General features: G+C 65.5%; 14 protein-coding genes. 2 read left to right on the forward strand and 12 right to left on the reverse strand.

Annotation, left to right across the window (positions count from 1 at the left end; all coding sequences use genetic code 11):
- Positions 1 to 44: 44 nt before the first annotated feature.
- The 7 genes from ACI3KT_RS09675 to ACI3KT_RS09705 all read right to left on the reverse strand — a co-directional run bounded on the left by ACI3KT_RS09675 (position 45) and on the right by ACI3KT_RS09705 (position 10,213).
- A complete protein-coding gene (locus ACI3KT_RS09675; RefSeq protein ID WP_404903915.1) occupies positions 45 to 1,403 on the reverse strand; it encodes an MFS transporter in 1,359 nt (452 codons plus the stop codon).
- 183 nt (positions 1,404 to 1,586) lie between these two features.
- Positions 1,587 to 2,588, reverse strand: a complete 1,002-nt coding sequence (locus ACI3KT_RS09680) for a LacI family DNA-binding transcriptional regulator (protein ID WP_404903917.1) — start codon at positions 2,586 to 2,588, stop codon at positions 1,587 to 1,589.
- Between the two features lie 373 nt (positions 2,589 to 2,961).
- On the reverse strand, positions 2,962 to 3,924 hold the full coding sequence (locus tag ACI3KT_RS09685) for an alpha/beta hydrolase (RefSeq protein WP_292904461.1): 963 nt from the start codon (positions 3,922 to 3,924) through the stop codon (positions 2,962 to 2,964).
- Positions 3,925 to 3,987: 63 nt separating this feature from the next.
- Positions 3,988 to 5,193, reverse strand: a complete 1,206-nt coding sequence (locus tag ACI3KT_RS09690) for a family 1 glycosylhydrolase (RefSeq protein ID WP_404903919.1) — start codon at positions 5,191 to 5,193, stop codon at positions 3,988 to 3,990.
- A gap of 17 nt (positions 5,194 to 5,210) precedes the next feature.
- A complete protein-coding gene (locus tag ACI3KT_RS09695; protein WP_292904457.1) occupies positions 5,211 to 7,544 on the reverse strand; it encodes a glycoside hydrolase family 3 N-terminal domain-containing protein in 2,334 nt (777 codons plus the stop codon).
- 113 nt (positions 7,545 to 7,657) lie between these two features.
- The gene (locus tag ACI3KT_RS09700; RefSeq protein WP_292904455.1) at positions 7,658 to 9,010 is read right to left on the reverse strand and encodes an MFS transporter; all 1,353 of its coding nucleotides are present in this window, start codon (positions 9,008 to 9,010) and stop codon (positions 7,658 to 7,660) included.
- 186 nt (positions 9,011 to 9,196) lie between these two features.
- Positions 9,197 to 10,213, reverse strand: a complete 1,017-nt coding sequence (locus tag ACI3KT_RS09705) for a nitrilase-related carbon-nitrogen hydrolase (protein WP_404903921.1) — start codon at positions 10,211 to 10,213, stop codon at positions 9,197 to 9,199.
- 284 nt (positions 10,214 to 10,497) lie between these two features.
- Between ACI3KT_RS09705 and ACI3KT_RS09710 the strand changes: the two genes are divergently transcribed.
- The gene (locus tag ACI3KT_RS09710; RefSeq protein WP_404903923.1) at positions 10,498 to 11,418 is read left to right on the forward strand and encodes a helix-turn-helix domain-containing protein; all 921 of its coding nucleotides are present in this window, start codon (positions 10,498 to 10,500) and stop codon (positions 11,416 to 11,418) included.
- Positions 11,419 to 11,503: 85 nt separating this feature from the next.
- Here ACI3KT_RS09710 and ACI3KT_RS09715 read toward each other — a convergent pair whose 3' ends face one another.
- The 4 genes from ACI3KT_RS09715 to ACI3KT_RS09730 are packed head-to-tail and all read right to left on the reverse strand — an operon-like array spanning position 11,504 to position 16,670.
- Positions 11,504 to 12,355: an ATP-binding cassette domain-containing protein gene (locus tag ACI3KT_RS09715; protein ID WP_404903925.1), complete on the reverse strand. Its 852-nt coding sequence runs from the start codon at positions 12,353 to 12,355 to the stop codon at positions 11,504 to 11,506.
- Positions 12,352 to 14,154, reverse strand: a complete 1,803-nt coding sequence (locus tag ACI3KT_RS09720) for an ATP-binding cassette domain-containing protein (protein WP_404903927.1) — start codon at positions 14,152 to 14,154, stop codon at positions 12,352 to 12,354. The genes ACI3KT_RS09715 and ACI3KT_RS09720 overlap by 4 nt, the downstream gene beginning before the upstream one ends.
- Positions 14,151 to 15,092, reverse strand: coding sequence for an ABC transporter permease (locus ACI3KT_RS09725; protein ID WP_292904445.1), 942 nt, complete (start codon positions 15,090 to 15,092; stop codon positions 14,151 to 14,153). Before ACI3KT_RS09725 ends, ACI3KT_RS09720 begins: the two co-directional genes overlap by 4 nt.
- A 57-nt stretch (positions 15,093 to 15,149) precedes the next feature.
- Positions 15,150 to 16,670, reverse strand: a complete 1,521-nt coding sequence (locus ACI3KT_RS09730; RefSeq protein ID WP_404903929.1) for an ABC transporter substrate-binding protein — start codon at positions 16,668 to 16,670, stop codon at positions 15,150 to 15,152.
- Positions 16,671 to 16,965: 295 nt separating this feature from the next.
- Here ACI3KT_RS09730 and ACI3KT_RS09735 point away from each other — a divergent pair, with 295 nt between their 5' ends.
- Positions 16,966 to 17,922 carry a LacI family DNA-binding transcriptional regulator gene (locus ACI3KT_RS09735; RefSeq protein WP_292904441.1) on the forward strand — a complete coding sequence of 319 codons (957 nt, stop codon included), beginning with the start codon at positions 16,966 to 16,968 and terminating at the stop codon, positions 17,920 to 17,922.
- A gap of 53 nt (positions 17,923 to 17,975) precedes the next feature.
- Here ACI3KT_RS09735 and ACI3KT_RS09740 read toward each other — a convergent pair whose 3' ends face one another.
- Positions 17,976 to 19,460, reverse strand: coding sequence for an MDR family MFS transporter (locus ACI3KT_RS09740; protein ID WP_404904063.1), 1,485 nt, complete (start codon positions 19,458 to 19,460; stop codon positions 17,976 to 17,978).
- Between the last annotated feature and the right edge of the window lie 81 nt (positions 19,461 to 19,541).

The following is a 19,541-nucleotide window of genomic DNA, read 5'->3' on the forward strand; positions in this document are numbered from 1 at the left end:
GACGAGGCGTGGGTTGGGTCGAGATGAACGGAACGCAGTCAGCGCTACTTCACGCCGCGGATCCGAAGCACGACGAGACCACCGGCGGCGGTGAAGACAGCGGCGACGATGTAGAGCAACAGGTAGTTCTTCTCGCCGGCTGCGGTGACGCCGATCGCGAGGAAGATGGGAGCGATGAGCGGAGCGACCGCCTGTGGAAGGGACGTTGCGAAACCGATGATGCTCATGAATCGTCCGGTGTCCGTCTCTCGCGCGGGAAGCACGTCGAGGATCAGCGCTTGGTCGACGGCAGCGAAAGCTCCGATACCCACCGAGCACAGCAGCGACCCGGCCATCAGACCCACGATGTCCGTGGACAACGCCATCGTGATGGCACCGGCCCCGAAGAGGATGCCTGCCGCAGTGACGAAGACGCGACGACGACGCAGCTTGTCCGACAGGAACCCGCCGCCCACCGCACCGATGGTGGTCGCGCCGATCCCCAGAAGGGAGAGGACGGCAAGTGTCGGTGCCACCTCAGCGACCTCCACACCGAGGCGCTGTGCGAAGAAGAACGCCGTGAACGTGGTGTTGAGGGTCAGACCGAAGTAGAACAGGAACCGTCCCAGCCACGCCCATGCGTAGTCCTGATGCCGACGCGGGTTGAAGAGGAACTTGCTCAGCAGCGTGCCGATGTGCAGACGCGGCTGGCGAGCCATGGTGCGGCTGTCGCTCTCGCGGATGAAGAGCACGAAGAGCAGGACGAACACGATCCCGATGAAGCCAGGGATGAGGAAGAGCAGGATGTTCTGGGTGGCGAAACCGCCGGCGACCACAACACCGACGACCGGGGCCACCTGGGTGGCGAATCCGGTGAGGCCGGCGACCTTTCCGCGCTGATGCTCGGGGAGCCTATCCGCCATGGAGAACAGGAGGTTGTTGAGTACCTGACCCCACCCGATCTGCGCCAGCACCCATCCAACACCCAGGAGCAGGACGCTGGGGGCGGTCGCCATCACCAGCAGCGACACCATTCCGAGGATCGCACCACCGATCATGTACGGGCGGCGGCGCCCGAGACGGGAGCGAGTGCGGTCACTCGCCACGCCGAGGAACGGCGAGGAGATCATCGCGGCGAACGCGCCGGCCCCGGTGATGTAGGCGAGGAACTCCTGGTTGTTCGGCGCGAGTTCAGCGATTCGAATCGACAGTGAGATCGCCAGCGGGGTGATGAACGCGACGAAGACGCCGAACTGAGCGAGCACCATGAGCCAGATGTACTTCGCGCCAACGGGAGCGAGCTCTTCGGCCGAGGGGATCTCGACGTTGAAGGTGTTCAAGTCCGCAGCCGGTGGCACGGGTGCCGCCTGGGCGGAGGCAGGAACGAGGGGTTCTGCGTATTGGTGATCAGCTGGCTGATTCATGAAGACTCCGTTGTCTGTGCGGCAACACTAACCGCGTCGGGTTACACGCGTACTTGCACGCGCTAGTGACAAGTGAACGCTACTATGCATCACTAGCGCGTGCAAGTAGCTCCCGCTCCGACTACCCACGTCTGAGACGGGGCGCACGGCGCGCGACTTCGGAATCGAGAGAATCTCGTGGCGTCAGGCCTGGGCGCCGGTGGATGCGCGGGCGATGAGGGTGGCGGTGAACTCCGGTCCCGCGGCAGGAGGCGCGGTCCCGTTGATCGCGCTCAAAGCGAGGGCCGCCATGTGCCGCCCCAGCCCGGCCGTATCGACGCGGATGGTGGACAACTGCGGGTGAACCATCGAAGCGGTCGGGGTGTCGTCGTGCCCGATGACCGCCAGGTCCTGGGGAACCGCCATTCCCACCCGCAGCGCGGCGCCGACGACGGTGGCGGCGATGTCATCGTTGTACGCCGCCACCGCCGTCACTCCATCTGCTCGCCACGAACTCAGGACATCGGTGACATCCGAGTCGGCATGGTCGACGTCAGCGCGCGTGAGAGGCTCCAGTGACAGAGCGACCGCGGCCTCACTGGCTCTGCGGAAGCGACTCTCCACCAGATCGGCGAGGCGCGGGTCTCGCGCGCCAGCAAAGAGGATGCGCCGGTGGCCGTGCGCGGCCAGATGCGCGATCTGCAGCCTCGGCCCCTCTTCAACCCAGCCCTGGTCAGCAACCACTGCCTCTGGATCAGGGACGATGCGGGAGATGCCGGCGGCGCGGATGCCGGCGATCTGTTCGTCAGATAACGGTTGCAGGGACATCACCACATCCGGTTGCAGCACTTCCCACAACGGGCGTGCCGCTCCCGTGGGGTGGGGCGTGTAGGTGATCAGGGCATAGCCGGCTTCGTCGAGCGCGAGAGACGCTTCTTCGATATTGCGCCGGAGGCTGAAGTCCATCGGCCAGTCGGGCAGCACCACCATGACGAGTTGCGATCGACCACTCGCCAGAGCACGAGCGGCCGAATGCGGCCGGTAACCCAGCCGTGCCGCCTCCGCGAGAACCCGCTGCCGCGTTCCCTCCGGAATCGTCTGACCCGGGGTGTCATTGAGAACGAAACCAACGGTGGCACGCGAAAGCCCTACCGACTTCGCAACATCCGCTGCTGTCGTCCTACGCTGCTTGGGCTGTACCCCCACGCTCGAGCCTCCCGGTCTGCCCGCATGCGCGCGCTAGTGCTGAATCTAGCATTCCGCCTGTGGCGGCGGAGAAGTGCAACGCAGTGCCTGGGTCCAAGAACGCGTGAGCTGTCCGTGCTGCGGCTCGGGCTCGGTGCCAAGCAACTCTCGCCTGTCAGCACGCACGTAGTGGGCGTGCAGGCAGCGCGCCGGTCTCGCCGCCCGCAACCGCGTTGAGAGGCTTCAAAAGCGACCTCCCCGCGATCACCCCGGGGCGAGCGATCATTGCAGCCAACCCGCCCCGAGCAGAAAGCCGACGCGATCGCTCACACCACCCATCAGTGCTCGGGACCACCGCCCGAGCACTGATGCGAATAGTGCGTTCTCGGACTGGCTACGCACGCGCCCAGACATCCTCCAAGAAGCGGCGCACCTGTTCGATCTGCTCGCGGTCCTCAGGAGCCTGCCCCATGAACATGCCGTGCAGCGCGCCCTCCCAGACGTGCAGCTCCGCGCGGACGCCGGCACGGAGAAGCTTGCGGTGGAGTCGCACCGTGTCCGAGAGAAGGAAGTCTCTCGTTCCGGCAGTCAGGATCGTCGGGGGGAAGTCCTCCGTGAACGTCCCGAACAATGGCGAGATGTACGGCTCGGTGAGTTCATTCCCGTTTCGGTACAGCTCGAGCATGTTCTCGAAGCGACCAGGGAGCGCGAAGGCGTTCGTGGTCCAGGTGTCACCGGCCAGGGTGAAGTCCACGCACGGAGAGATGAGGACCGCGCCGGCAGGCATGGGCAGGCCTTCATCACGCGCTCGCAGGAGCAGCGCCGTCGTGAGGTTCGCTCCCCCGGACTGCCCGCCGATCGCGATGTTCTCCGGTTTGTGCGTTCGCAGGAGGTGGCGATACACGGCAATGCAGTCGTCGAGGCCGGCCGGATAGGGGTCCTCGGGAAGCTGCCGGTAGTCCATCCCCCAGGTCCGCACTCCGATGTTCGCGGCGATGAGCTGCGTGGAACGACGGGCAGTCGCCCCGCCGCCGTAGGTGAAGCCGCCGCCGTGGATGTAGAGAAGCACTCGCTCGTCATCGCTGCCGAGACCCTCGGGCTCGGCGACGAAGAACTTGGCGCCGTCGACTCCGGCTGGCTCGACCGTCGCGATGACGTCGGTCGCGACGGCTCCGGTCGTCGCCATGGCCAGGGCTTCGACCGTCGCCGGGTCATCGGAAGCGGCTGCCTCTCCGAGAGCGCGCCACGCTTCGACATCGTCGGGTGCGGGATCGGGTTGCTGAGGCATCTGTGCCACCCACGCCAACAGGCCTTGCGCCTCGGGACTGATGGTGGTGGGAACGGGAAAGTCGGTCATGTTCGGTCTCTTTCGCTTGGAGAGTGGGGATGTGTGCCGATCAGGCTGGCGCCGTCTCGTGCGTCACTTCTTTTCGGCGGCGGCGCGCTGTCCGAGCCAGGACAGGCTCGGTTTGGGAGTGCGCACGAAGGTGGTCCGGTCGACGGCGATGAGCCCGAACGTGGGTCCCCAGTGGCCCCATTCGTAGTTGTCGAGGATGCTCCAGTGCAGGTAACCGCGGACGTCGATCCCATCGGCGACCGCTGCGGCGAGTCCGGCTAGGGCCTCGTCCGTGTAGGCGATGCGGCGGGTGTCGTCTGCCGTCGCGATTCCGTTCTCCGTGACGAGAATGGGCACGTTCGCCAGCTCTGCCGCGTGGCGGACGGCCATGCCGAGGGCGTCAGGCCGGTAGGCGGCGCCGGTGAGTGAGTTGTCCGGGTGCGGAGGGTGCGGCACGAGACCGTTCTCGTCCACGGACTGGGACGAGTACGCCTGAACGCCCAGGAAGTCATCCTCGCGGGATGCCTCGAGGTAGAGGTCCTCCCAGTCGTAGCGCACTGCGGTGAGCTTGTCTTCGTTGCCTGACGTGGCGGTGAGGGCGAGACACGCGACGCTCCAGCCGACCTTCGCACCGGTGCCTTCGCGAAGCGTGTCACGCACGGCCCGGTGCAATTCGATGAATCTCCTTCCGATCTCCGGATCCGGGTCGGGAAGGCTCGCAGCCCGCGCACCGCTGTTCTCTTCTTCGACGGTGGGGCTGACCCAGTCTCCGGCGTCTCCGGCCTCGAAGACTTGCTGCGCTTTGAGCATCATCGACAGCATGTTCGGTTCGTTGAAGGTGATAATCCATTCGACGTCCGTGAGGATCGGGATGACGGTGTCGATGTAGGTGCTCCACCGCTCAAAGGCCGTCTCGCCGGTCCAGCCGCCCTCCTCGGCGAACCACAGCGGGATCGTGAAGTGGTTCAGGGTGATCACTGGGGTGAGGCCCAACTCGAAAGCGGTGTCGATCATGCGCCGATAGTGGGCGAGTTCTGCCCGCGAGACGTGGCCAGCTCGCGGTTCGATGCGCGCCCACTCGATGCCGAAGCGATAAGTGTCGAGTCCCGCGTCGGCGAGCAGCTGCATGTCCTCGCGGTAGCGGTGGTAGCTGTCGACGGCGTCGCCGCTGGGCTCGAGACCGGGGATGTTCCCCTCGTTCTTCCACCAGTCGCTGGCGAGGTTGTTGCCCTCGATCTGGTGCGGTGCAGAGGAGGCGCCCCACAGGAACCCCGCTCGGAAGTCGGACATCTGCATCTCCTGCTTTCTCATCGAATATGGGCCGGGGTGATGATGAGGGTGGCGTCGAGCGCGGTCGCCGACGACGGGCCGATGCCGAGTTCGATTGTCGTGGCGTCCTGAGTCTCAGTTCTCGTGGCGGCGCTCCAGTAGCGCAGCTGCTCCGGACCGACAGGGAAGGTGACCGTGCGCTGCTCACCGGGGCTGAGTGTCAGGCGCTCGAACCCCTTGAGTTCGCGGATCGGGCGGGACGAGGCGCCGTACCTCTGGTGGATGTACAACTGGGCCACTTCATCTGCGGTTCGCTCCGAGGTGTTACGAATATCGACGGAGACCAGCGCGGTGTCGCCGACGGCCATCGTGGCCCGGTCGACACGGAGGTCGGAGTACTCGAACTCTGCGTAGGAAAGGCCGTGCCCGAAGGGGAATAGCGGCGTGCTCTCCTCTTCGAAGTACCGGGTCGACTGCTCCTGAGGTTCGAAAGTCCGCAGGTGCGAGTAGATGAGCGGCACCTGTCCGACGTGGCGCGGCCAGGTGAACGGCAGTCGGCCGGCGGGCGAAGTCTCGCCGAGCAGGATCGAGGCGACAGCGTCACCCCCACGGGTGCCGGGGTACCAGACCTGCAGGATCGCCGAGACGTGCTCGTTCGCCCAACGAAGGTCGAGAGGACGGCCCGACACGACGACGAGGATGACGGGTGTGCCGGTGGCGGCGATCTTCTCCAGCTGCTCCTGCTGGCGGCCGGGCAGGTCCAGCGTCGAGGTGGAGGCCTTCTCACCGGCCTGGTTCTGTCGTTGACCCACGACCACCACGGCGATGTCGGCTGCGGTAGCGGTAGCCACCGCGCGCTCGATCTCAGCGTCGTCATCCCAGTCCTCTGGAGTAGGGGTGATGGTCGGGTCGGCTCGATCGAAAGCGGAAGGGAACTTCCGCTCGAGGATCCCCGCCCCTGGCGCGTGCACGACTGCGGCGTCTCCGAGCCGGGAGCGCAGACCGTCGAGGATCGTGACGGTCTCCGCGGTGTCGTGGTCGAAGACCCACGGGCCGAGCATGTCGCGCTGACTGTCAGCGAGCTGCCCGATGACCGCGACCGTGCCGAGACGCTCCGCCGACAGCGGGAGAGCACGATCGGCGTTCTTGAGGAGCACGAAGGACTGTTCCGCGGCGAGCTGAGCGACCTCGCGATGTTCGATCGCGTCGAGCACTTCGTCGACGGTGGAGGCGTCGGCGTAGGGCTGCTCGAACAAGCCCAGGCGGAACTTCGCCTCGAGCACCCGACGAACAGCGGTGTCGAGGGCGCTCTCGTCGATGAGCCCTTCGGCGACGGCGTCAGGGAGGCGGGAGAACGCGGCATCCGAAATCGCCATCTCCATGTCGAGTCCGGCCTCGAGGGCGCGAACCGCTGCGTCCGTCAGATCCTTCGCGAAATGCTGCGTCTCCAGCGAGCGGACGGCGTTCGCGTCGGAGACGACGAAGCCATCGAATCCCATCTCGTCGCGCAGGATCTCGGTGAGCAGCCACCGGTTCGCGGAAGCCGGCACGCCGTTGAGATCCATGTAGGCGCCCATCACATTCGCCGCACCGGCCTCGATCGCCGCGCGGAACGGGGGAAGGTAGACATTGCGCAGCTCGGAATCGGAGACTTCGGCGTCGTCGTAGTCGCGCCCGCCACGGGCGGCACCGTAACCGGCGAGGTGCTTGGGACCGGCGAGGATACGGTCGTCGGCGAGGTCTCCCTGAAAGCCGCGGACCTGGGCCGCTGCGACGGCGGCACCGAGTACCGGGTCCTCTCCGGCGCCCTCGACGATTCGTCCCCAGCGAGGGTCGCGGGCGATGTCGATCATGGGCGCGAACGTCCAGTGGATGCCGACGGCCCGCGCTTCGCGGGCTGCGACCGTCTGCGACTGCTCGATGAGATCCGGGTTCCAGCTCGCGGCAAGGGCGATCGGGGCGGGAAGGATGGTTCGGAAGCCGTGGATGACATCGAAGCCGAACAGGAGCGGGATCCCGAGACGGGTCTGCTCGACGGCGATCTTCTGGAGCCGGGTGGTCAGGCTCACATCCGTGACGAAGAGGACGGACCCGACCTTCCCCTGCTCCAGCGCAGTTTCGACCGCTACGGGCTGGTCGAGGAAAGCACGGTGCTCGGGGGGAAGCGCGTCGATGTCGAAGTCCGCGGGGAGCTGCGGAACTCCGAAATGGAAGTACTGGGTGAGTTGCCCGGCCTTTTCTTCGACGGTCATCTGCGCAAGGAGATCGTCGACGCGGAGCGAGACGGGCGCGTCGACGTCGCGGTAGAGCGGCGTGACCATGCGACTCTCCGGAAGGGCGGACGCCGGTGCAGAGAATGGGGTGTTAGTCATGCTTGATCCTTCGTGGTGAGCGCATACGCCGCCCTGTTGTGTTTCGATTCATCGACGGTCGATGCGCGACACCGGTGGGAGTGAAGGTCGTCGCGCGAGAGCGCAGCGACGGTTCAGCGCACGCTCCTCACCTTCCACTGCACGATGATTCCGGCGACGATGGTGAGCCCGGCGGCGACCAGGAAGAGCAGGCCGTAGTTCTTTTCGCCTTGACTGACGCCGATGAGAATCAGAGGAGCGGCGAGCAGAGGGGCCACCGCCTGTGCGATCGACCCGGAGTATCCGTTGATGCCGAGGAAGCGACCGGCGTTGTCGTCTTTCTCTGGCAGCACCATGAGCACGATCGCCTGGTCAACGGACGAGAACACACCCAATGCGAGTCCTGTGAGGCATGAGCCGAAGAGGAGAACGGCGAAGTCGGTGCCGCCAAAAGCGAGCGTGATGGATCCCGCGGTATAGACGATGCCCGATCCGAGGACAAAAGCACGGCGGCGCTTGAGCTTGTCCGAGAGGAACCCTCCGAGGAGAGCTCCGGCGCCGGTGACGGCGATGCCGATCGTCGAGAAGACGATGATGACGCTTCCGATGTCAGCGACCTGGCCGCTCGCGGTGAGGCGAGAAGCGAAGAACAGCGAACTGAAGGTCGACGCGAAGGTGACGCCGGTCATGAACAGCAATCGGGCTAGCCAGTTCCATGCGAAGTCCGGGTACTGGCGCGGGTTGAAGACGAAGCTCCTGAGCAGCTTTCCGCCACTGATCTTGTCCTCGAACACCGCGTCCCTGGAATCACGCTCTTTGACGAACAGGACCCAGGCCATCATCGCAAGCAGACCCACACCCCCGGGCACGAGGAACACGAGGGCGTTGTTGCCGATGAAGGAGCTGGCCAGAGCGATACCCGCGACCGGCGCGACCATCTGGATGAATCCGGACATCCCGGCCACACGACCGTACTGCGACTCGGGCAGACGATCCGCCTGCGACTGGATCAGCGTATTCATGCTGCCGTTCCAGCCGATCGCGGCGACGATCCACCCGACGAGCAGAACCGGCACGTTGGGAGCCTGAGCGATCACGACCAGACCGGCGAAGCCGATGAGGGCAGTGCCGAAGGCGAAGGGGCGTCGGCGGCCGAAGCGCGAACGTGTCCTATCGCTCCAGAGGCCAGCGAGGGGGCCGACGATCGTCGTCACGATCGCGCCGATACCGATCACGTATCCGAGCACCTCGACGTTCGACGGTGCCAGTTCCTGGACGCGCAGCGACAGAGTGAGGCCGATCGGTGCCACCAGCGCCACATAGGCGCCGAACATACCGAGAAGCAGGAACGTGACGTAGCGGCGCGAAACCGGCGTGCGCACCGTGCCGGTCGGTGTGTTCTCGGCCTGAGTATCCGCGACGAGAGTCTCCTGGGCCGGTGAAGCGGGCGCCCCCGCCACGGCAGACGAGAAGGGATTGTCGGACATCGTGACTCCTTTGTCGTCCGGTGCTAGCCGGAAGGGGATGAACTTCCACGTCATTGTCACGTGATAACGAGTAGTAGACCACGCCAGGTGTCACGTGTCAATTCGCGCCCGGAAGCGCCCTCGAATGCAAAGTGAGCTGATGGCCCGCTGTGGTGGCCCCACATAACGAACCCCCGAGAGCGAGTTCTAGGGACGCTTGCCGTTCGCCGGAATCTTGAACGGCTTGGCGTCGTAGCCTGTCTGTGCGTGTACGACGGTTGCCCGGTCGACTGTGGCGTAGACGATTCCTTCGACGTCCGGCGCCAGATCGGGACCGTCCGAGACCGGCTCGCCGCTGGGCAGGAAGATCCGCGTAGAACCTCCGCCCGGGAGCAGACTCGCGCGGTCAGCCGCCGACAGGTTCAGCGACGCGATGTACGGAGCCGTGGCGATGGTTGAGGGAGCGAGGGTGAGGACCCCGCCCTCCCCCGCGTACTGCGCGCTGGATTCCATGCTGGTGATCGCACTCATCTGCCACACGTCGGGCAGCAGGCCGAAGTGCGGCCACGCCGCCACATGGATCTGCTCGTTCTGGGTATACATCGCGTCACGAGCGAGCGGGCGTCGGTTCTCGTTGCAGCTCAACGCGCCGATCCGGCCGACCTTGCTGGGCACGACGGTGAAGTCGTCGCCGTCTCCGGAGGTGAAGATGTCCCACTCGCGACCGGAGGGCTTCGCCTTCCGGCGCTTGAGAATCGTCTTGCCCTTATCGTCGATGACCCACATCCCCATGTACATCCTGTTGCCCTTGCGCTCGCTCAGGCCGAGCACGACATGAATCTTCAATCGCTTGGCCGCTTTCTCAAGTTCTCGGTGTTGCGGACCGCCCGCGACCGGAGAGGCGTTGAGGTATCGTTTGATGAACGGAGCCCGGTAGGCCTTGTCGCCGAACCACATGAAACTGGGATACCCGGGCAGCCAGGTTTCAGGGAACGCGATGATGTCGGCGCCGTTCTGGGCCGCGGTGGCCATCAAGGCAATGGTCTTCTCGACCGTCTTGTCCATGTCGAACCAGACCGGCTCAGCCTGTACTGCGGCGACCTTGAAGGTCGACTTCGATGGATCGGGTTTGACGCTGGACTGAGGAAGGCCGCTCGACGCGACACCACGGAAAGACGCCGCGGCCGAATCTGTACTCCCCAACCCCACCATGCCGGCGGCCACGGCCACAGCCGAAGTCGCAAGGAACCCGCGGCGTGAAACTCCAGTGGGAGGCTTGTGCATTTGTTCTCCTTCAATCGACTGCCGACAGCGGCATGAGGCGGGGGAGCCCGGTCGTTCTCGAGTTCCGACCAGTTGAGGCTTTCAGTCGACGTCCGCGTCGGTCTATGACGAAACGAGCGAGGAACCGGGCGATTTCTGCAGCTCGCCGTACGGCTTGGAGGATCGAAACAAGATCCTTATCCGCCCGCAACATGTCGGCAACGATGCGTGTGCAGGCTCAGATCATGGGACGTCTACGAGCAGCGGATGCGGTGGAATGGGAGAACATCGTCTCTGAGCAGATCGTTCCCCTGCGTCTCTCGCGGACAGGAGATTCCTTCGCCGCCCGGTTCGAATCGCACGCGCTCGCGTCGCAGGTTTCGGTCTTCAAACTGGCCACGGGTCCGGCGCTCGTCGAGCGCACATCGGCTCTCGCGAAGCACGCCGATACCGACGATGTCTTCCTTGCCGTGCAGACGCACTCGGCAGGCTTCCTTTACCAAAACGGTCGGAGTGCGGAGATGGTGCCCGGCTCCGCGTCCGTGTTCGATCCCCTCAACCCCTACGCGTTCGACCACCGGCTCGGACGACAGAAGCAAGTAACACTCCGGATAGGGAGGGGTCTGCTCGGTCTGCGCCAGGCTCAGATCGACGAGCTTGCCGCAACGCTCATACGCCGAGACGACCCCCGGTTGAGGATGTTGTCGACCTTCGTGCTCAGTCTCTGGGACGACATCGAACTGATGGATGGAGACATGCGCGCGGAATTGGGAGAAGTTGCTACGAAGATGGCTTCGCAGCTGCTGAGGGCCGACGGCCGCGCGGAAAGGTCAGTGACCGGCCCTATGCACGACAAGCTCACACGCTATATTCGCCAGAACCAATCCGACCCTGAGGTGTCTGTTGCGACCGTCGCACGAGCCCACCACTTGTCGATTCGCTCGGTATACGACGCATTCGCGAACGCTGACACGACGCCTGCTCACTACCTCCGCAACCAACGCCTTGCACGCGCAGCGACCATCCTTTCGCGCCCAAGCACGTCCACACTGGCTGAGGTCGCGACTGAGTGCGGCTTCCTCGACGCAGCGACGTTCAGCCGCGCGTTCAAAAGGCGCTATCAATTGTCGCCAGGACACTACCGGAGAGAGTACGGACGGTTGTAGCACCAGGACGACTGCCACTCGCCGGGATGCTCGAAGCGAGCGGATCACGGATGCACGAGGCGAGTGTGGGTGAGCCGTGGACCTTTCAACGTGACTGAGTCACGACGTTCGTCGTGGTCACGCGCAGCGTCCTCCGCAACTCGCGCCGCTCTCGTTGGCGATCAGGGTCGGCTGTCGGGGAGGCCAGGAGCAGATTGCGGGTGTATTCGTTCTGCGGATTCGACGTGACGTCGGCCGCGGATCCTGTCTCGACCAGTTCGCCCTGGTACATAACGGCGATGCGATGGCTCACATGGCGCACTACCTGCAGATCATGAGTGATGAAGAGGTACGCGACTCCCGTCTCGCGCTGGATATCGATGAGGAGGTCGAGCACTCTGGCCTGGGTGGTGAGATCGAGAGCAGAAACGGGCTCGTCGCAGACGATCAGTCGGGGTCTGAGCGCGAGAGACCGGGCGATGGCCACGCGCTGCCGTTGTCCGCCACTGAACTCCCGCGGATACCGGCGTGCGGCGTCCGCCGGCAGCCCGACCTTGTCGAGGAGCGAGCGCACTGAGCCGCGCGCGTCGGCGGCCGTGGCGCCCTGGGCGACGAGGGGCTCAGCGAGGATATCCGCAATCTGCATCGCCGGGTTCAGCGACGAGTACGGGTCTTGGAAGATCACCTGAATGTCCTTGGCCAGCGGGCGTCGGCGCTTCGCACTCAGATGGGTGATGTCGGCGCCGGCGAACCGGATCGCGCCGGCCGAAGGCTCGGCAAGCCCGAGGACGGCTCGACCAAGCGTTGTCTTGCCCGAGCCGGACTCCCCGACGAGCCCCAGCGTCTCGCCCGCCGCGATCTGCAGGGTGATCCCGCGGAGGATTTCCGGCGGCGTGGCCCGAAGGCCCACGCGCGGGTAGTGGAGTCGCAGATCGGAGACCTGCAGCAGAGTGTTCATCGAGTGAGCTCCTGGGGGGACGGCGCGTCGGGGACTGGCACGGGGTCGGTGCGGACGGTCTCTTCGTCGAGGATGGCGCCGACGAGTTCGCGGGTGTACTCCTCAGTCGGGCGGTGGAAGATGTCGCGCACTGCGCCCGTCTCCACGACGCTTCCGTTCTGCATGACGACGACCCGGTCGCAGAGGTCTGCAACGACCCCGAAGTTGTGAGTCACCAAGAGGACGCCCATTCCGAGCTCTCTTTGCAGCCCACGCAACAGATCGAGGATCTCAGCCTGCACGGTCACATCGAGAGCAGTGGTCGGCTCGTCGGCGATCAGGAGCTTCGGGCGGCCGGCAACGGCCCCGGCGATGAGGACGCGCTGCGCCATTCCTCCGGAGATCTGATGCGGGTAGGATGCGTAGACCCGCGCGGGATCGCGGATCCCGACGCGTTCGAGAAGCTCGAGAATGATCGCCTTCGCCTCCCGCCGCGACATCGCGGAAAGCAGCCCTTCGATCAGCTGGTTGCCGATCGTACAAGACGGATCCAGGTTGGACATGGGTTCTTGCGGGATGTAGGCGATGACGCCTCCGCGCAGCCGCCGCATCTCCTTGGGGGAGACGCCCAGGAGGGATTCGCCGGCCAGGCTGAGGACGTCCGCCTCGACTCCGGCTTCGGGAGGGAGCAGGCCGAGGATGGAGAACGCCGTCTGGGTCTTGCCCGATCCGGATTCCCCGACCAGACCCACGACTTCTCCTGGAGCGATGTCGAGTGACACTCCGTCGACGACGTACTTCTCGCCACCGTCGGCCTGGGGGTAGCGGACCCGTAGATTGCGCACCGACAGCAGCCCGGAGGACGCCGTCGCGATCTCGACGCTCGAGGACGCCTTGCGCGCGAGCGGTGGGGTGCTCGTCTTCCGGCGCACCGGCATCTGGGGGCCGGCCAGTGCGTCCCGGTAGGCGTTCCCCAGCAGGATGATCGAGCCGGTCAGGAGCGCGAGGAGAAGAGAAGGCCAGACGAGCTGCTCAGGGTGCAGGTAGATGTTGGCGAAGGCGTCGCCGGTCATGCTGCCGAAGCTGGGCACCAGGGTGGATCCCAGGCCCAGGAAGGCCAGTCCCGCCTGAATGCCGATCGCGCTGCTGGCGAGGAACGCCACCGAGATGATGATCGGTCCGCGGACGATGAAAAGGATGTGGCGAGACAGGATCCGTCGGTTCGAGAGCCCCGCGACCCGCGCGGCATCCACATAGAGCTCGGAGCGCACGCCGACGACCATGTTGCGCACCAGCCAGTATGTCCCCGGTGCGAGGAAGATCCCGAAGATCACCATCATCACCTGGTAGGACCCGCCCGTGACGGGGTAGAGGACCAGGACGAGCACGAGCGCCGGGAAGGTCATCAGAAGGTTGAAGATCCACGAGGTGACCGCGTCGGTGGTGCGGCCGATGTAGCCGCCAATGAGGCCGAACACCGTACCGATCACGACCGACACCCCGGCGCCGATCGCGCCGGATATCAGCGAGACGTTGATGGAGAACAGGAGTCGCGCAAGGATGTCGCGCCCGTACTGGTCCCCGCCGAGAAGGTACCCCGGCGTGCCGACAGGCGCATTCACGGCATCCAGCGAGCTGAAAGCCGGGTCGTGCACACCGAACAGTGGTGCCGACTGCCCCAGCACGACGATGGCTGCCAGGGTAATCAGCGCGCCGATGCCGAGCGGGTTGCGCAACAGGCGGCGGAAGGCACCTGCCCGCTTGGGGGAAGCGAGGTCCTCAGAGGGGACGACAGCGTCGAGTTCGTTGGGGGTGCTCATGAGACACGTGCTTTCGGGTTGAGCCAGCCGCTGACGAGATCGACAAGCAGGTTCACGACGACGACGAGACAGACCGCGAAGAGGGTGAGCCCGAGCATGATCGGCAGATCGCCCTGAATCGTCGCGGTGTATCCGAACGTCCCGTATCCGGGAAGGGCGAAGATCTTCTCCACGAACAGCGCAGCGCCGAAAAGACTGATGAACAGGAGCGAGAACGTGGTGAACGCGGGACCCGACGCGTTGCGCAGGGCGTGGCGGAGAAGGATGGACCGCTCCGAGACGCCCCGGCTGCGCAGCGTCCGGACGTAGTCCTTGCTGAGCTCGTCGATCATCGATCCGCGGATCTGCGCGGACAGCGAAGCAATGCCCCCGATGGACAGCACGATCGCGGGAAGCACGATCGAGGCCAGCCACTGGGGCACCGATTCGTCCGGTGGGGTGTAGCCGACGGCCGGTACCAGGCGGAGCGTGATCGCGAAGATGAAGACGAGCACGATGCCGAGGATGATCCCGGGGAAGACGTTGGAGATCGTCGCAATCGCTTGGATGACGACGTCGAGGGTGCCGCGACGGGCAGCTGCGGCAACACCGAGGACGACGCTGATCACGAGAGTGATGAGCATTGCGAAGACGACGACCGAGAGGGTCACAGGCAGCCGGCTCGACATGGCGTCCACGACGGGCTCACTCGAGAAGTAGGAGCGTCCGAGATCACCGGTGAACAAGCCGCTGATCCAGGTGAAGTACTGCTCGAGGACGGGTCGATCGAGCCCGAGCTGCGCGTTGATGGCGGCGATCTGCTCGGCCGTCGCCTGCGGGCCGGCGAGGTTGTTCGCGACGGGCACCCCGGCGGCGTGGACCAGGAAGAACGTGATGGCGGTGACGATGAAGATCAGGACGAGTCCTGCTCCGAGTCTGCGCAGAATGTAGGTGATCATGTGAGCCTCCGGAGGGCGCGGGAACGGGTTCCCGCGCCCCCGCCGGTGTCGGTTCGGTCAGCTCGCCGGCTGGTAGGCGAGCAGGGAGATGCCGATCGAGACCGGCGGCGTGTACGTCACGTCCTTCGACGAGACCCAGATACCGGCGGCGGCGTTCACCGGGGCGAACCAGGCCTCATCGACGAAGTACTTGTTCACCGCGCGGAATGCGGCGCCCTGCTCCTCGAGAGGTGCGGCCCCCGCGGCGTCCAGCAGAGCGGTGAGCTCCGGAGTCGTCGTCGCCTCGGGGTTGAAGGAACCGGACAGAACCTGCGAGATGTCCTTGGCATCGCTGCCCGAGTACCCGTTGTAGAACCAGAACATGCCGTACGCGTTGGCGTAGAGCTTGGAGTAGAGGTCCTGGAACGGAACGGTTTCGTAGGTGACCGAGATGCCGATCTCGCCGAGTTGTTGTGCGATGGTCGCATCGAAGGTGGTGGAGAGGACGGTGCTGGGCATCGTGACGCTGAACCCGTCCGCGTAGCCGGCCTCAGCCATGAGCGACTTCGCCTTATCGACGTCGTACGGGTAGGTGTCATCCAGTGCCGGGTCGTAGGCGTCGCCCGCGGGGCTGACCATCTGTGCCGTCGCTTCACCCGAGCCCGCAGTGAGCTTCTCGGCGATCGCATCGCGATCGATGGCGAGGTTGATGGCCTGTCGAACGCGAACATCGCCGAGGGCCGGGACGACGGTGCCGGCGCGGTCTGTCAGCATCAGAACGCCGATGGCGGAGGGAAGGCTCTCCCCGATGATGAACTCGCTCCCCTGGAACTGTGAAGCGAGATCAGGTGACCCCAGCAGGGCCCAGTCGATCTGTCCCGTCTTCATCGCGTTCTGCACGGCCGTCGGGTCGGCGATGACCGAGATGTCGATCGTGGCGTACGGGTACTCGTCCACGTCCCAGTAATCCGGATTGCGGGTCAGTCGGTAGGACGAGCCGACCGTGCTGCCCTCTTTGTCGAGCACGTACGCGCCCGATCCGATCGGCGAGAGCTTAGACTCCTCAGAGCCGAGCAGGCTCGGAGCACCGATCATTCCGGGATTGGCCGCCAGCTGATAGATCAGGCCGGCATCGGGATAGCTCAAGCGAATGACGACGGTCGACGCGTCCGGCGCCTCGACCGACGAGATCGAAGTCAACTGGGCTGAGCTTCCCGGGCCGACCCTCGACGCCTCGATCGAGGACACGACCGCGGCGGCGTCGAGCGTCTCTCCGTTGGAGAATTTCTGTCCGTCGCGGAGCTTGAAGGTCAGGACCGTGTTGTTCTCGGTGGCCTCCCATGACTCGGCGATCGACGGGACGAGCTTCCCGTCGATGCCCTGGGCGACCAGTCGATCGTAGATCGCGTACACGACGGTCGGGTCGCCGCCCGTGAAGTTGCCGACCGAGAGGTCGGCGGTGGGCGCCTGCACGGAGAGGGAGAGCGTCAGGTCGGAGTTGGTGTCGGAGGACGGACTCTGACCGGTGCACGCGGAAAGGGCGAGCGTCGCAGCGAGGGCGACGGCCGCCGCCCGCAGGACGGTAGCGGGTTTCTTCATAGAGGACTCCTTTGTCGGTAGAGAGGCGGCGTTGCCAGTCGGCGGTTCGACTCGGATGTGCCAAGTCAGAAAACCAGCGTTGACGCGCGTCAATGACTGATTGTTGCGTGTCAACTGCCGAAACACAAGTGCTGGGCTGTGTTTGTTTCGCTGGCCCGGACTCCGATACCGCGCCTCGCCTTCCAGACGAGGCCCGTCCGCACCGTCGCGCGCGTAGGATGCTCGCTGCGGGCCCGGACATCGGATCGATGTGGCCATTCTCGGTAAGCTGACGCACGTAGTCAGGAGGGCTCCGATGAATCCCACCAGTCAGGACGTGGCGAATCGAGCTGGCGTCTCACGATCCACTGTCAGCCAGATTCTCAACGGTCGGGCTGAGTACTTCGCAGAGGAGACGCGTGCGAAGGTGGCCAGCGCTGTCGCTGAGCTGGGGTACGAGCCGTCCTCCGCTGGGAGGACCCTCGCGCGCGGGTCCAGCGATGTCGTCATCGCTCTCATCCCGAACACGACGTTCGGCCACAACCTGCAGGACATCTACGCGTCCATGACCGATGAGTTGGCGAAGCGCGGGCTGACGCTCGTCCTGCGTCTGGCCGGCCATGACGCCGCATCTCTCGATCGGGTGGTCAAGAGCCTGTCGCCCCGGTTGATCATCTCATTGGAGAGACTGCCCGACCCGCAGCGTGAGGTCGTCCTGCGGCAGGGCGTGGAGCTCCTAGAGCCGGATGAATCGCTCTCCCTCGACTCCAACGCCCAGATCGGGGCGTTCCAGGCGCGGTATCTCATGGACCGCGGCTACCGGAGGCTCGCGTTCGCCCATCTGCGAGACACGCGCACCGATCCTTTCGGCGGCCCGCGCGAGATTCTCTTCGCTGCGGAGTGCGCCGCCGCCGGCCTCGACAAGCCGAGGATCCTGCACCTCGGCATCACCGCCGACGATGCCCGATCGGCGCTGGACAGCCTGGGCGAGCCGGGCTTCGCCGTAGGCTGCTACAACGACGAGGTCGCCGCAGCGCTCCTGTTCGCCGCTCACGAAAGAGGTTGGCGCGTCCCCGAGGACCTCGCCCTGCTCGGCATGGACGACATTCCGCTCGCCCGCTTCACCACCCCACCCCTCACCACTGTGGGCTACCACGCCGAAGAAGCCACGGCCCCCGCTCTCGAGCAACTGCTCGCCCGACTGGACAAGAGACTCCAGCCCACCAGCCCCAGCCAATTCAACGTGTATATCGTCGAGGGGGGAACGGTCTGACCACGATGACACGCCGTGCAGGTTGCCGCCGGGGCGCTGCCACGCTGCGCTAATCAGTGGGCCACCAACGTGCTCCGGTCGACGTCGGACGGCCGCTTGACGAAAAGGGACAGCAGGACGGGAACCAGCGAGAGGAAAGCTCCCCAGACGAACGCCGTGTGCACGCCGGCGACCTGGGCGGGGACGACAGCAGAGCCTGCGGCCGTCGCGGCGACGGTCCCGGTGGTCATGAGCGTGATGAACAAGGCCGTTCCGGCGGCGCCGGCGACCTGCTGCAGCGTGTTAACGATCGCGGATCCGTGAGAGTACAGATTCTTCGGCAGCGACCCCAGCGCCGAGGTGAGCAAGGGTGTGAGCATGAACCCGAGCCCCACGTTGAGCGCGACATGGACCGCGATGACCAAGACGACGCCGGTCCCCTCGTTCACGGTGGTCAGCCCCCACAGTGAGGCACTGAGGAGTACGGCACCCGGGGTGACGAGCGGCTTCGGCCCGAAGCGGTCGAAGAGACGGCCGACAATGGGGGCGGCGACCCCCATCGCAACTCCGCCGGGGAGGAGCGTCAGCCCTGTCTGGAGCGTGTCGAGGCCGAGCACGTCTTGCAGGTAGATCGGGAGCAGGATGAGCGACCCGAACAGCGTTGCCATGCTGACGATCACCAGGAGCGTCGAGATCGCGAAGGCCTGCGAGCGGAAGGGACGAAGATCCATGAGGGCCCGGTCCTGCTCCTGCAGCGACAGCGAGCGGAGAACAAAGACAGCCAGAGCGAGGACCCCGACCGCCGCAGGCACCACCGGCGGGAGCAGCACCTCTCCGGCGGCCGCCTCCCCCAGGCTGCTCAGCCCGAAGATCAGCCCACCGAAGCCGATCGCGGCGAGCAGAATCGACAGCACGTCGAACCGGCTTCTACGGGTCTCGGCGATGTCCGTGATGAGGACGGAGCCGAGGATCAGCGCGACGAGCGCGATGGGGAGCACGACGATGAACAGCCACCGCCAGGACAGCGAGCTCAGGATGAGCCCCGAGATCGTCGGGCCGATCGCCGGCGCGACGGCGATCACGATCGAGATCAGGCCCATCATTCGGCCCCGGCGCGATGCCGGGACGAAGGTGAGCACGGTCGTCATCAGCAGCGGGATCATGAGCGCCGTGCCGCTGGCCTGGACGACGCGGCCGGCCAAGAGCACCTCGAAGCCGGGTGCTGCCGCGGCGAGGAGGGTGCCGAGGGTGAACAGCGTCATCGCCGCGATGAAGACCGACCTCGTGCCGAACCGCTGAAGGACTTGACCCGTTGTGGGGATGATGATCGCCATCGTCAGGAGGTAAGCGGTGGTCAGCCATTGGGCGGTGGCCGCGGTGATCCCGAGGTCCCGAATGAGGCTCGGCAGTGCCACCCCCATGATCGTCTCGTTCAGGATCACGACGAACGCCGAGGCCAGGAGCAGCCCGATGATCGGCTTCGCCCGCTTCGGGAGCCGTTCGTCCATCGCGGGGTCGGCAGTGGCCCTTGAGGGATCGATTGCGGTCACGACGTCCATCCGGTCGGCTGCGGAGGTGGGCTTTGTCGCCAGTGGACCCACTCGTAGTTGTCGTGGATACTCCGAGGCAGACATGCGCTT

Source organism: Microbacterium sp. ZW T6_19 (genome assembly GCF_044987465.1).
Classification (GTDB): Bacteria; Actinomycetota; Actinomycetes; order Actinomycetales; family Microbacteriaceae; genus Microbacterium; species Microbacterium natoriense_A.